The 13,522-nt window shown below is 63.3% G+C and carries 14 protein-coding genes and 1 tRNA gene; 10 read left to right on the plus strand and 5 right to left on the minus strand.

The genetic code is table 11. The features are described 5' to 3' along the window. The first annotated feature begins 2 nt into the window (after positions 1-2). Entirely contained in the window at positions 3-368 is a 366-nt protein-coding gene (locus tag E5X34_RS28395) for a cell division protein ZapA (protein ID WP_042641578.1), read from the plus strand. A 191-nt stretch (positions 369-559) separates the two neighbouring features. After that, positions 560-1,219 (plus strand): peroxiredoxin, encoded by a 660-nt coding sequence (locus E5X34_RS28400; RefSeq protein ID WP_292110106.1) that lies wholly within the window; start codon positions 560-562, stop codon positions 1,217-1,219. Between the two features lie 202 nt (positions 1,220-1,421). Here E5X34_RS28400 and rpoH read toward each other — a convergent pair whose 3' ends face one another. Then, positions 1,422-2,333 carry an RNA polymerase sigma factor RpoH gene (rpoH, locus tag E5X34_RS28405; protein ID WP_126064089.1) on the minus strand — a complete coding sequence of 304 codons (912 nt, stop codon included), beginning with the start codon at positions 2,331-2,333 and terminating at the stop codon, positions 1,422-1,424. Positions 2,334-2,539: 206 nt separating this feature from the next. Then, positions 2,540-3,604, minus strand: coding sequence for an RluA family pseudouridine synthase (locus E5X34_RS28410; protein WP_292571840.1), 1,065 nt, complete (start codon positions 3,602-3,604; stop codon positions 2,540-2,542). Positions 3,605-3,630: 26 nt separating this feature from the next. On the opposite strand from E5X34_RS28410, the gene E5X34_RS28415 reads away from it, so the two are divergent. From E5X34_RS28415 to E5X34_RS28425, 3 genes are all read left to right on the plus strand, one after another. Further along, a complete protein-coding gene (locus E5X34_RS28415; protein WP_292571842.1) occupies positions 3,631-4,014 on the plus strand; it encodes a fimbrial protein in 384 nt (127 codons plus the stop codon). Then, on the plus strand, positions 4,011-4,424 hold the full coding sequence (locus E5X34_RS28420; RefSeq protein ID WP_292571845.1) for a VOC family protein: 414 nt from the start codon (positions 4,011-4,013) through the stop codon (positions 4,422-4,424). Before E5X34_RS28415 ends, E5X34_RS28420 begins: the two co-directional genes overlap by 4 nt. A gap of 85 nt (positions 4,425-4,509) precedes the next feature. Then, positions 4,510-4,584 (plus strand) — tRNA-Glu (locus E5X34_RS28425). A 42-nt stretch (positions 4,585-4,626) separates the two neighbouring features. Here the strand turns inward: E5X34_RS28425 and E5X34_RS28430 are convergent. Further along, positions 4,627-4,881: a hypothetical protein gene (locus E5X34_RS28430; protein ID WP_292571848.1), complete on the minus strand. Its 255-nt coding sequence runs from the start codon at positions 4,879-4,881 to the stop codon at positions 4,627-4,629. A 284-nt stretch (positions 4,882-5,165) separates the two neighbouring features. Between E5X34_RS28430 and E5X34_RS28435 the strand changes: the two genes are divergently transcribed. The 3 genes from E5X34_RS28435 to E5X34_RS28445 all read left to right on the plus strand — a co-directional run bounded on the left by E5X34_RS28435 (position 5,166) and on the right by E5X34_RS28445 (position 7,220). Further along, positions 5,166-5,747, plus strand: coding sequence for a VOC family protein (locus E5X34_RS28435; RefSeq protein ID WP_292571851.1), 582 nt, complete (start codon positions 5,166-5,168; stop codon positions 5,745-5,747). Between the two features lie 22 nt (positions 5,748-5,769). Further along, on the plus strand, positions 5,770-6,591 hold the full coding sequence (locus E5X34_RS28440) for a glutathione S-transferase family protein (protein ID WP_292571854.1): 822 nt from the start codon (positions 5,770-5,772) through the stop codon (positions 6,589-6,591). Positions 6,592-6,851: 260 nt separating this feature from the next. Beyond that, a complete protein-coding gene (locus E5X34_RS28445; protein ID WP_292571856.1) occupies positions 6,852-7,220 on the plus strand; it encodes a hypothetical protein in 369 nt (122 codons plus the stop codon). 18 nt (positions 7,221-7,238) lie between these two features. Here the strand turns inward: E5X34_RS28445 and E5X34_RS28450 are convergent, their stop codons facing one another. Then, positions 7,239-7,472: a hypothetical protein gene (locus tag E5X34_RS28450; protein ID WP_292571859.1), complete on the minus strand. Its 234-nt coding sequence runs from the start codon at positions 7,470-7,472 to the stop codon at positions 7,239-7,241. A 166-nt stretch (positions 7,473-7,638) separates the two neighbouring features. Further along, entirely contained in the window at positions 7,639-8,073 is a 435-nt protein-coding gene (locus tag E5X34_RS28455) for a hypothetical protein (protein WP_292571862.1), read from the minus strand. 129 nt (positions 8,074-8,202) lie between these two features. Here E5X34_RS28455 and E5X34_RS28460 point away from each other — a divergent pair, with 129 nt between their 5' ends. After that, entirely contained in the window at positions 8,203-11,958 is a 3,756-nt protein-coding gene (locus E5X34_RS28460; RefSeq protein ID WP_292571865.1) for a PAS-domain containing protein, read from the plus strand. Positions 11,959-12,449: 491 nt separating this feature from the next. Beyond that, positions 12,450-13,508: a phosphate ABC transporter substrate-binding protein PstS gene (pstS, locus tag E5X34_RS28465; protein WP_292571868.1), complete on the plus strand. Its 1,059-nt coding sequence runs from the start codon at positions 12,450-12,452 to the stop codon at positions 13,506-13,508. Positions 13,509-13,522: the final 14 nt, after the last annotated feature.

Consider the following 13,522-nt stretch of genomic DNA (forward strand, 5'->3'; position numbering starts at 1 on the left):
CAATGGCACAGGTCACGGTTTCCATCGACGGCAAGCAGTATCGCATGGCTTGCGACGAGGGCCAGGAAGAGCATCTGATCGACCTTGCCGAGCGCTTCGACCGCTATGTCTCGCATCTGAAGGATTCCTTCGGCGAGATCGGCGACCAGCGGCTTACCGTCATGGCCGGCATCATGGTGATGGACGAACTCTCGGAGCTTACCAAGCGCGTCAAGGGCATGGAGAGCGAAGTGCTGACCTTGCGCAAGACGCGCGACGAGGCGCTGACCAAGGCCGACAAGAGCGACAGCGTGCTGACAACCGCGCTCGGCGCGCTTGCGCAGCGCATGGAAGATCTCGCGGTGACGCTCGCGGTGAAGAAGGCCTGAGCGGCTCCGACACCCGTTCCGACGGAAAATCCTACCGCGAATTGCCGGCGGTCACGCAGAAAATTCGCCTCGCGCAGGCCATGACCATCATCGCGAGCGTTTAATCAGCGTCGTGATGGTGCTACGCTTTTGGAGCCGGCAACGGCCAGCCGCAGGCCGGCTACGGTTTTCAAAAAGGGTAGGGATAGGTCATGAGTCTTCGTATCAACGATGTCGCGCCGGATTTCACGGCCGAGACCACGCAGGGCACCATCAAGTTCCATGACTGGATCGGCGATGGCTGGGCGGTGCTGTTCAGCCATCCGAAGAACTTCACGCCGGTCTGCACGACCGAGCTCGGCACCATGGCCGGTCTCGAGGGCGAGTTCAAAAAGCGCAACGTCAAGATCATCGGCATCTCGGTCGATCCGGTGTCGAGCCACGAGAAGTGGCAGGCCGACATCAAGACCGCCACCGGCCATACGGTGCACTATCCGCTGATCGGCGACAAAGACCTTCACGTCGCCAAGCTCTATGAAATGCTGCCGGCGGGCGCCGGGGAGAGCTCGGAAGGCCGCACGCCGGCGGACAATGCCACGGTGCGGTCGGTCTATGTCATCGGCCCGGACAAGAAGATCAAGCTGGTGCTGACCTATCCGATGACCACGGGGCGCAACTTCGACGAGATCCTGCGCGTCATCGATTCCATCCAACTGACCGCCAAGCACCAGGTAGCGACGCCGGCCAACTGGAAGCAGGGCGACGACGTGATCATCACCGCCGCGGTCTCCAACGAGGATGCGATCAAGCGCTTTGGGGCGTATGAGACGGTGCTGCCTTATCTGAGGAAGACCAAGCAGCCGACGGCCTAGGCGAGCCGATATTCAGGTGATCCCGGCCTGCAAGTGGCGACTTCCTGCGCTTCCGGTGCTCACGTACTTCAAGTACGTTCCGCTCCGGTTCTCGGAAGCCACCATTTTCGGCTCGGGCTGACCTGAATCTCAACCAGCCGAGCCGTCCAAAACAAAAAAGGCAGCGCCGCAGCGCCGCCTTTTTCATTTCGTGCCTTGAGCTTTACGCCGCCGGCTGCGCTTCGATGGTGCGCAGCGCCTGCATCTGGCGCTTGGCGGCGGCCTTGACCGCGTCCTGCACCTTCTCGAAGGCGCGCACCTCGATCTGGCGCACGCGCTCGCGGCTAATGTCGAACTCGGCCGAGAGCTCTTCCAGCGTCAGCGGCTCTTCGGCAAGGCGGCGCGCCTCGAAGATGCGCCGCTCGCGGTCGTTGAGCACCGACAGAGCGCCCGACAGCATGGCGCGCCGGCTTTCCAGCTCGTCCTGCTCGATCAGCATCTCTTCCTGGCTTTCGTGGTCGTCGACAAGCCAGTCCTGCCATTCGCCGGACTCGCCCTCGCTTGCCCGGATCGGGGCGTTGAGCGAGGCGTCGCCCGACAGGCGGCGGTTCATCGACACCACTTCGGCCTCGGAAACGTTGAGACGGGTGGCGATCTCGGCGATCTGGTCGGGCTTCAGGTCGCCATCATCGAGCGCCTGGATCTTGCCCTTCACCTTGCGCAGATTGAAGAACAGACGCTTCTGGTTGGCGGTGGTGCCCATCTTGACCAGGCTCCACGAGCGCAGGATGTATTCCTGGATCGAGGCCTTGATCCACCACATGGCATAGGTGGCGAGCCGGAAACCACGCTCCGGTTCGAATTTCTTCACGGCCTGCATGAGGCCGACATTGCCTTCCGAGATCACCTCGCCGATCGGCAGGCCGTAGCCGCGATAGCCCATGGCAATCTTGGCAACGAGCCGCAAATGGCTGGTGACGAGCTTATGCGCAGCCGTGGTGTCCTGATGCTCGGCGTACCGTTTCGCGAGCATGTACTCTTCCTGCGGCTGAAGCATCGGAAAGCGGCGGATTTCTTCCAGGTAACGGGCGAGACCGCCTTCACCGGAAACAATACTGGGTAATGATTGGGCCATGATAGCGCCCCCTCTCTCTTTGGAGTGGATGCCCCCGAAACGCGGCGGGCACACGCCACGGATGCCAAAGGCTCATCCGCGACAACCTCTATATATAGGAACAAAACCAGAAAAGACAGGCATTTGTTCAACGCTAAACAGTCTGTCACGCTGAAGTGAACAACGCCGGTCAGGTTTTTTGATGGCTGGTTTGGTGGCGGGTCGGTTCAAAGTTTTCGGAAGTCGCCGACGAGTTCCTCCATGTCTCCCGGTATCGGCGCTTCGAACCTCATCGTTAGATGGGTGGTCGGATGCTCGAATTCAAGGAGCCAGGCGTGCAGGGCCTGCCGTGGAAAGGCTTTGACCTTGGTCTTCAAGGGTTCCGGCAGCCGGTTGGCCTTGGTGCGGAAGGCTTGGCCGTAATCCGGATCGCCGACAACCGGATGGCCGATATGGGCCATGTGCACGCGGATCTGGTGGGTGCGGCCGGTCTCCAGCCGGCATTCGACGAGGCTCGCGGTGGCGAAAGCCTGCTGATCCTCGCCGAAGCGCTCGACGACGCTGAAATGGGTGACGGCATGGCGGGCATCGTCGCGGCCCTCGGGAACGACCGCGCGGCGCACGCGGTCGGCGGCTCGGCCGAGATGGGCGTCGATCGTGCCGGTCGGCCGCTGCGGAATGCCCCAGACCAGCGCCAGATAGGCGCGCTCGAGATCGCCGGTGCGGCCGTGATCGGCAAAGGCTTCCGACAGGGCTTTATGCGCGCGGTCGGTCTTGGCCACGACCATGACGCCGCTGGTCTCCTTGTCCAACCGGTGGACGATACCAGGCCGTTTGACGCCGCCGATGCCGGACAGGGTCTCGCCGCAATGATGGATCAGCGCATTGACCAGCGTGCCGGTCCAGTTGCCGGCGCCAGGATGCACGACCAGCCCCGCCGGCTTGTTGATGACGATCAGCTCGTCGTCCTCGTAGAGGATGTCGAGGGGAATATCCTCGCCTTGCGGTTCGGCCGGCTCGGGCGCGGGCACCAGAATCTCGATCCGTTCACCGGCGATCAGCTTGCGTTTGGTTTCCAGCACCGGCTTCCCGGCGATGGAGACCGCGCCCTGTTTGATCAGCGCCTGCACGCGGCTGCGCGAGAGATCCGGCCCGAGCCGGGCGGCCAGCCACTGATCGAGGCGCTGGCCGGCGGCGTCCGCATCGGCTTCGAGCGCGACAGCTTCGCCGGATTCCTCGTCCGCCAATTCGTCCTCTATCAATATCGGGGTCTCTTCGTTATGAGCGCTCATCGAAACCCGTTGCGGATTGTTTAGCCATGGCCCGGCCTACCGCCGAAGAAGACGAGGAAAAGCCGCTCGACCCCGCGGCCGAGAATGTGCGCCGCAAGCTCGTCCGCTTCATGATCGTCAATCTCGGCCTTCTGTTCCTTGCCCTTATGGTGGTGATCGGCGCGCTTGTCTACAAAGCCCGCAACGCACCAGTGGCCGGATCAGCGCCTGCCGGCGATGTCCAGCTTCCGGCCGGCGCGCTGCTGTCGGGCGACATCGTGCTGCCTGTCGGCGCCAAGGTGATCAGCCACTCGCTCTCCGGCAACCGCCTGTCGATCGACGCCGAGCTTGCCGACGGCAGCCGGTCGATCTTCGTCTACGACATCGCCGAGCGCCGCATCATCGGCCAGTTCGCGATTCGCAACAAATGAGCGGCTTTGCCGAACGCCGCAGCGTCGCGACCGTCGCGCTGGTCGTCGGCAATTACGACGAGGCGGTTCGCTGGTATGTCGAGCGGCTGGGCTTCGTGCTCATCGAGGATGTCGACCTTGGCGGCGGCAAGCGCTGGGTCACCGTCGCGCCGGCCAAGGGCCAGGGCGCGCGGCTGCTGCTGGCGGAAGCTTCCGGCGAGGAGCAGGCCAGCCGCACCGGCAACCAGACGGGCGGCCGGGTCTTTCTCTTTCTCGAAACCGACGATTTTTCCCGCGACCAACAGGCGATGCTGGCGAAGGGCGTCGAGTTCCGCGAGGCGCCGCGCCACGAAGCCTATGGCACGGTGGCTGTATTTTCCGATCTCTACGGCAATCTCTGGGACCTGATCGAGCCGAAACGGCAGTCCTGACACAGCCAATCCGTAAAGTGGTTCGGGTGCCAGAAACCCCAGTTGCTTTTTCGCGGCCGCCAGCCTATGTAGCCGGTTCTTGAGCGCGCCCATCGTCTAGCGGTCAGGACACCGCCCTCTCACGGCGGGAACAGGGGTTCGATTCCCCTTGGGCGTACCAAGCTTCTGAAACCCGACTTTCGAAAAGACTCCAGCAGGCGGATCACTCCGCAGCAAGCGCGACGGCGGCAGCGAAACCGGCTTCGGTTCTTTCGCGTGATGCCTGCTGCAACAACCTCGACAAGTGCTGGAGGTGCATCGATTGTGCATCTTCAAGCAATTGCAGAAAGTTGGATGCCTTGCCCCGCGGCAACCGGCGGCGCTTCAGCGCGTTGATGCGCGCCCGCTGACACTTGATGTGCCGCTCCGCTTGCAGAACGTGCCGTTCCGCCATTTGGATGTCGTCAGCCAGTGCCATCGGCCATAAACGGTCAGGCAAGCAGTGGGTTCCGTGAGGGAAGCCGCTATTCTAAGACTTATCCCTGCATCAAGGCGGCACCGACTCCACTTGTCGCCGGTTCTGGCGCAACGTCCCGGATTGAATTAGCATCTCCTCATCAGCGCTGCGGCCGCGACCGACAAGACGTGGGAGCGGAGCGCAGAACAACCGGGCGGCGGTCGCGTGCCAAGCGTCAAGCCAAAAGGCGACTTGGTATCCGTGAACTCGTCGGCCGGCAGGCGAGCGCTGGCGGGGAGGAACCAATGCGAAAGCTGCAGTCGCAAGGCGTTCATCACATCACGCTGGTCGGCGCCGGACGCCAGACCTCGATCGACTTCTGGGAAGGGGTGCTCGGCATGCCCTTCATCTTCGAGCAACCCAATCTCGACAAGGCGAGCGAGAGTCATCTCTATTTCGATCCCGGCGACGGGCGCCTGATCACGATCTTTACCGACGAGAGCCGGATCCCGGTCAAGCGGCGCACGCCGACCGATATCGGTTGCGTTCATCACATCGCCTTCTCGGTGTCGCGGGTCACCTTCCTGCAGGCGGTCGGGCGGCTCGACGAGCGCGGCATCAAGCACAGCGGCGTCAAGGACCGCGGCTTCATGGACTCCATCTATTTTGAGGATCCGCTGGGATTGCTGATCGAACTCGCGTCCTACCGATTCGAGCCGCCGGCCGGCTTCACCCATGCCGAGGTGCTGATGGAGGCGCACAAGATCCGCGTGGCGCGCGGCGACTACAATATCGCCGAACTCCATCTGGCCGATGCCATCCAGGCGCTGGTCGAGCGGTCGCGCGACACCCTGTCGGAAAACAGGGCACCGAAAAATCCGTACTAACCAGGTCAGAGGGAGGACCGACATGGCGAAGAGCGCAAAGAAACCCGCGGCCAAGGCCGCGGCGAAAGCAGCGGCGAAGACGGCTGCGAAGGTGACGGCAAAAGCCGCACCCAAAGTGACGGTAAAGGCAAAAGCAAAGCCGGCTAAGAAGCCGGCCGTGAAACTCAGCATGCTGAGGCCGAGCGTCAACAACATGACGGTCAGGGTGTTCGCGCGCGCGGCCGGGCTCGATCCCGCGGAGACCGACGCCTGGGGCCATACGCGCTCGCCTGAGTTCCTGGCGCGCAATCCGGCGCATCTGACACCGATGATCGAGGACAAGGGCCTGCCGCGCGGCGTGCTGTGGGAAAGCTGCGCCATCATGCAGTATCTCGCCAACAAGCACGGGCTGGAGAAGTTCTATCCCAAGGCGCCGGCCAAGCGGGCGATGATCGACAGCGCCATGTTCTATCTGGTCGGCACGCTTTATCCCTATGTCGCGCGCGCGACCTATCCGGCGCTCGGCTTTCCGCAATATGCCGGCGAGGTCGGCCACAGCGACGCCCATCCCGACAAGAAATCGGAAGCGCAGAAGGCGGCGATGGCCGCGATCGCCGAGCCGCTCGAGGTGTTTCACTCTTTCTTCCGCAACGGCAAACCGTTCATCGGCGGCAACAACCCGTCGATCGCCGACATAAGGCTCGGGGCAACGCTCGAATTCCTGGCGGTCGTCGACTATGCGCTGCCCAAATGGGCGAAAGAGTACATGGCGGCGCTGGAGAAGAAGCTCGGCAAGGCTTATGCCGAGCCGGCCGGCGACGTGCGCGGCTACATCGCGCATGTGAAATCGCAGCCCAGGGCGTAGCGGTGCCCGGCGTTAAGGTTTCGTTTACCTAAGACCTGTCTACTGGGTTTAGACCTCGCCGCGACCACGGATGTACTGGCGCCATGGCGAGGCAAGGGAAAGGTCGGCTCCGTGCCGGCCTTTTGCTTTTTCGCGGCCATCGCGCCGCAATCACGACAGTATGATTGCGGCACCGATGGGTGGACTGAAAGCCTATTGTCATCCTCGTCACGGATCGTACGATACCGTCCGGGGCAGAGCGACGGCGACGAGGACCTGTGATGAGCACGGCAAGATTTCTGATGATGGCGGGCGTGCTGTCGGTTGTGCCCTTTCCGTCGGCCGCGACCGCATCGCTCAACGGCATGAACGAGGTCGGCGCCGCCCTGCTCGCCTGCTGGACGCCGCCGGCCAATTCCGACAATTCCTCGGTCACGCTCAGCTTCAGCTTCAAGCGCGACGGCACGCTGATCGGGCCGCCTAAAACAACCGCCATTCATGTCGCCGGCGACGACAAGGCGCGCAAAGCCTATGTCGATGCGGCGATAAAGGCGCTGAATGACTGCCTGCCGCTCAGCCTTTCGCCGACGCTGGCGCAAGGCATTCCCGGCAACGTCTTCACGCTGCAGTTCAGCTCACCGAAGAAATAGGCGGGCAGACTCGTCGTTTCAGGTCAGGCCGCGCACGCCTGACGTGGCACGCCTGACCTGGGCGTGTTTTTCCAACTCCGGCATCTCGAAGACATAGTCGCTCCAAGCTGAGTCCGGGATCTGCCCGGCCAGATAACAATCCAGCAGAAGGTTCTGTTCCGGGGTAAGGGGCCTCGGCGCCTGCTGATGATCCAACCCAAGCGAATGGATCAGGTTCCTGGTCAGGCCAGAGACAGCGAAGTGAATGGACATCTTCAGTCTCCTGGGTGCAGCGCGGATCACATCAGTGCCTGGAAACGTCCACCACCGGTCAAAGGTTTCATCAGCAATCCGTGATCGCGAGCGCGGCTCGGTTTCCCACGCCGGCGGTTGTTCGGCGCCTGTCCGGCCGGCACTGAGTTAACGGATTGAAGGAACGTTACTCGCAGACGACGCGATAGCGCTTGCCGCCCTCGCCGACATTCCTGCAGGTGAGGGGGCTCTGCTCGGCGGAAGCCGGGTCGGGCAGATCCTGGCCGAAGGGTGGTTTCTTCGAAGCGGGCCTGGAATGGCGCCGGACAGTGGGGCTCGCAGGAAGGCTTGCCGGCGCGCTTGGTGGCGGAGGAAACACATCCGACACGATCTGCCGCGAGGGGGTCGTTCCCGGCGGCGCCTTGTCCCAAACACGCCTGACATCCATCCGGCTGGGAACGATCACCGTGCCGTCGTCGCTTCGCGTGCAGGCGCCCGCTGCAAGCAGCGCGGGGCACAGGACGAAAGCGGCGATTCGATTGAACATTAGCAACACCTCAGGTGCTTTATAGTGTGTCGTCGCCTCAATCGCCAACAGGCGGATTACCGCAACCGATGCCATGATGCTGGTTTTCTCAACGGCATCGAACGGCAGGTGGTTGCGATCATTATGGTTAGCGGATCGTTAATGCTTGTCGGGCACATTTCCGCGACGAACCGCGAAGGGGGGTTCGGTTGGGGTGGCAACAGCATGGCGGACGTGGACAAGACGAGTGGGACTGGCGGCATGCGCGACCCCCTCGACGCAACGGTTGGGCATGACGGCGACACGCCCGCCGACGAGGGCGGCGAGCAGCATCTTGCCGATCTCGAACGCACGATGGACGCCATGCGAATGGGCGTCGTGCTTCTGGACGCCCGGCTCGACACGCTGATCATCAACAAAGCCTACCGGGAGTTTTCCAGGATCCCCGACGGGGTGGTGACCGTCGGCGCGCCATTCAGCCGCCTGATGGATCTCAATCGCCGCAACGGCATCTATGGCGAGATCGACGAACAGGAGTGGCAGCGCTACCTTGCCAGCCGAATCGCGGAAATTCGTGCCGGTTCCGTCGCGCCGCGCGAGTTCGTCCATGCCGACGGCCGCACGATGATATTCTCGGTGACGGCGTTGTCCGGCGGCAAGCGCCTGTTGACCTACTATGACGTCACCGAGGTCAAGCGCCGAGACGCCGAGATCGAAAGAGCCAATGCCAGGACGGCCGAGACGTTCAGCAACCTCAGCCTGATGGTTGATTCGATGCCGATCGGCGTCATCGTTGTCGATGCCGAATTGCGCGTCGAGGTGATCAACCGGGCCTTCTACGACTTCTGGAAGGTCGATCCGCTGCGCGCTCCAGCCGGCATCTCTTTTCGCGACCTAATGGAAGCCACTCGTGCCGCCGATCCGTTCGGCGGCGAGGAGCGGAACTGGCAAAGCCATGTGGCCGAGCGGGAATCCGAAATCCGGGCCGGCGCCGCAGGCTCCAGGCATTTGCCGCGCAGCGACGGTCGTACGCTGATCGCCTCGCTGGCGCCGCTTCCGGGCGGCAAGCGGCTGATCTCCTATGTCGACATCACCGACATGAAGCAGCGCGAGACCGAGGCCGAGGACGCGCGCAGGAATCTCGCCACCGTCCTGGAGTCGCTGCCGGCGGGCGTCATCATCTACGACCGCGACGACCGCTTCGTCTTCGCCAACCGCAAGCTGCAGGACACGCTGCCGGCGCTGAAGCCGGCCTGGCAGCCGGGCCGCACATTCCGCGAGGCATTGTCTCTCGGCCATTCGGTCGGCTATTTCCGCTCGAGCGGCGACACTGAAATCGACGGTCTGTACGGCGTCGACACCGAGCGCTGGCTCGACGCCATGCTCAGGCGGTACCGTTTGCCAAATTCCGCCTACGAGCGCCTCAACGCCGACGGGCGCTGGTACCAGGTCTATGACATGCGCACCGATGACGGGACGTTCATCGGCGTGCGTGTCGATATCACCGACATCAAGGTTCGCGAAAAGGCGCTGCGCGACTCCATGCGCCAGATCGACCTCTACCGGCACGTGATGGATGAGCTGCCGGTGGCGGCCTTCATCAAGGCCGACGATCTCAGCATGGAATTCGTCAACAAGGCCTGGTCCGCGCTGACCGGATTCGCCAAGGACGAGGTGCTCGGCAAGACGGATCGGGAGCTTTTCGCGTCGGAAGAGGCGGACGGTTTCAGCAATGACGATACCGAAGTCGTGGCAACCGGCGCGGGGCGCGAGGTCGAGGAGGCTGTCACCCATCGCGACGGCACCGTGCGGCAGCTGATGACGCGCAAGAGCCGGCTGGTGGCCATTGACGGCTCGGTGCATCTGGTCGGCTCCAGCACCGACATCACCGACGTCAAGGCGCGCGAGCAGGCGCTTCGGCAGAGCATGAGCGAGAACGAGGTGTTCCGCAGCCTGATCGACAATGTGCCGGTTTCGATCTACGCCAAGCGCTCGGACCTCAGGCAGTTCTATGTCAACAAAGGCTGGTGCGACCTCACCGGCTTCAGCAAGGAAGAGGCGATCGGCAAGACCGACGTCGAGATATTCGGCGCCGACGGCGAAGCCTTCGTCGCCGGCGACCTTGCCGTGCTGCGCACCGGAGAGACGCAGGAGATCGAAGAGACGGTGGTGCTGCCGGACGGCAGCGTCAGGCACCAGTTCGCGCGCAAGGGCGCGATGATCGCCTCCGACGGCTCGCTCTATCTCATCGGCTCCACCACCGACATCACCGAGCTCAAGCAGCGCGAGGCCGAGCTCAGCGAAGCGCGGCAACGTGCCGTGCTCGCCGACCGGGCCAAGTCGGAATTCCTCGCCAATATGAGCCACGAGATCCGCACGCCGATGAACGGGGTCCTTGGAATGGCAGAGCTTTTGGCAAAGTCGGACCTCGATCCGAAGCAGAAGACGTTCACCGACATCATCGTCAAATCCGGCAATGCGCTGCTGACCATCATCAACGACATCCTCGATTTCTCCAAGATCGACGCCGGCCAGCTGGTGCTCGACCCGGCGCCATTCAATCTTGCCGAGGCGATCGAGGATGTGGCGACGCTGGTCTCGACGCGCGCCAAGGAGAAGGACCTCGAGCTCATCGTGCGCGTCCAGCCGGGCCTAGACGGCCAGTTCGTCGGCGATGTCGGGCGTATCCGGCAGATCGTCACCAACCTGCTCGGCAACGCGGTGAAGTTCACCGACGAGGGCCATGTGCTGGTCGACGTGACAGGTGAGCGGGTTCCCGCGGGAACGAAGCTCACCATTTCCGTGACGGATACCGGCATCGGCATTCCAGAAGAGAAGCTGAAGCTGGTGTTCGAGAAGTTCAGCCAGGTCGATACCTCCTCGACCAGGCGGCACGAAGGCACCGGGCTTGGCCTTGCCATCACCTCGCGGCTGGTCGAGATGATGGGCGGCGAGATCGGCGTCGACAGCGCGGAGGGCAAGGGTTCGACCTTCTGGTTTACCGTCACGCTGCCGCGGGCCGAGCAGGGCGGGCAGCGCATCACACCGGTCGACGTCACCGGCGCGCGCGTGCTCATCGTCGACGACAACCCCGTCAACCGCTCGATCCTGAGCGAGCAGATGGCGTCGTGGACGTTCGATGCCTGCGCGGCCGAAAGCGGTGCCGAAGGGCTTAAGGTGCTGATTGCCGCCGCCGCTTATGGCGTGCCGGTCGATTGCGTCGTGCTCGACTACCAGATGCCCGGCATGACCGGCGCCGAGATGGCGCGCATAGTGCGCAACACGGCGGGCTTGGCGCATACGCCGATCATCATGCTGACCTCGGTCGACCAGTCGCTTGCCAACACGACCTATCGCGACCTCGGCATCGATGCGCAGCTGATCAAGCCGGCGCGCTCCTCCATTCTCCTGGAAACGCTGGTCGCGACCATCCAGCGCCATCGCCACAGCAGCGCCGCGGCGCAACCCGCCGTTGGCGGCAGCCTATCGCAAGCCGCGCCGGCGCAGACGGCGACGTCGGACCGCGCCATGCTGCAGCCGCCGCCCGTGCGTGCGCGCCAACGACCGGCCGAAGCCGAGCGCGGGCTCGACATCCTCGTTGCCGAGGACAATGAGGTGAACCAGATGGTGTTCACCCAGATCCTTGGCGAGACCGGCTACCGCTTCGAGATCGTCGGCAACGGCCGCAAGGCGCTCGATGCTTTCGGCAAGCTCAATCCGCGCATGATCCTGATGGACGTGTCGATGCCGGAAATGAACGGACTGGAGGCGACAGGCGCCATTCGCAAGCTCGAGGAGGACATGGGCACACATGTGCCGATCGTAGGCGTCACGGCGCATGCGCTGAAGGGCGATCGCGAACGCTGCCTCGAGGCCGGCATGGATGACTACCTGCCGAAGCCGATCAGCCCGCGGGCGCTGCTCGAAAAGCTCGAGCGCTGGCTGGGTTCGGACATCGAGACCCGGCGCAGCGCGGGTTAGAGCGAATTTAGCCGGCAGGCGGGCGCAAGGCGTTGACGTATGCGTATGGTGCGATCGCACCATATCAAAGCAAACGCCAAGCTCTGACAATCGGGGCATTGATTCCGCTCTTCGGTTACGGGCGGGAGCAGCGACCGCCAACAAGAAACAGCGTCGACTCTACCCCAACGGACCTGTTTTCGGCGACGGCCACGCCATGATCCGCTCTGGCATGCAGGCAACGCGCTCTCGTCCGGATTTTATTTCCCGGCGGCCGCGATCCGGCCGCCGGGATAATTTTTGATTCAAAAGTCAGACAAGTTGCTGATTCCCGCGGCAAACTCCGGCCGGGCCCGCAGAGACCGCCGGAAGCCCTTCCGAGCATCCCCGTTCAGGCGTTACCGGGCTGACACGAAACTGTCATGCGACTGTAATAATCGAAGTCTATTGCGCTCACCGGGCGCCGATAGAACGGGTGCCGAAAGACCATCTTCCGAACAGGAGCAGGCCACATGAGACATTTCATCCGCTCTGCGGCCGTTGCGATTGCAATGGCTGCGGCATCAACCCTTAGCATCTCCGCCGCGATGGCAGCCGATATCTCCGGCGCCGGCGCCACTTTCCCCTACCCGATCTATGCGAAGTGGGCCGACGCCTACAAGAAGGAGACCGGCATCGGTCTCAACTACCAGTCGATCGGCTCCGGCGGCGGCATCAAGCAGATCAAGGCCAAGACCGTGACCTTCGGCGCTTCCGACGCGCCGCTGAAGGGCGAGGATCTCAACTCCACCGGGCTCGCGCAGTTCCCGATGGTGATGGGCGGCATCGTTCCGGTCGTCAACCTCGAAGGCGTCAAGCCGGGCGAGCTGGTGCTCGACGGCCCGACGCTGGCCGACATCTTCTCCGGCAAGATCACCAACTGGAACGACGAAGCGATCAAGAAGCTCAACCCGGACGTCAAGCTGCCCGACCAGGCGATCGCGGTCGTGCACCGTTCGGACGGCTCGGGCACCACCTTCAACTTCAGCTATTATCTGGCCGACGTCAGCGCCGACTGGAAGTCGAAGGTCGGCGTCAACACAGCGCTCGAGTGGCCGGTGGGCATCGGCGCCAAGGGCAATGAGGGCGTCGCCAACAACGTCTCGCAGACCGGCGGCGCGATCGGCTATGTCGAATATGCCTATGCCAAGCAGAACAAGCTGACCTACACCGACCTGATCAACAAGGACGGCAAGAAGGTCGAGCCGACCGCCGCCGCCTTCTCGGCCGCCGCGGCCAATGCCGACTGGAACTCGCAGCCGGGCTACGGCGTCATCCTGGCCAACCAGGCCGGCGCTGAAACCTGGCCGATGACGTCGGCCACCTGGATCCTCGTCTACAAGAAGCCCGACGATGCCGCCGCCACCGGCGAGGCGCTCAAGTTCTTCGCCTGGTCCTACGCCAAGGGCGACGAGCTGGCCGCCAGCCTGGACTATGTTCCGATGCCCGACGCGGTCGTGAAGAGCGTCGAGGAAATGTGGAGCAAGGACATCGTCGACGCGAACGGAAAGCCGCTCTATTCCGGCATGTAATTCTGACGAACAAG

The sequence above is a fragment of the Mesorhizobium sp. genome, assembly GCF_004963255.1.
Classification (GTDB): Bacteria; Pseudomonadota; Alphaproteobacteria; order Rhizobiales; family Rhizobiaceae; genus Mesorhizobium.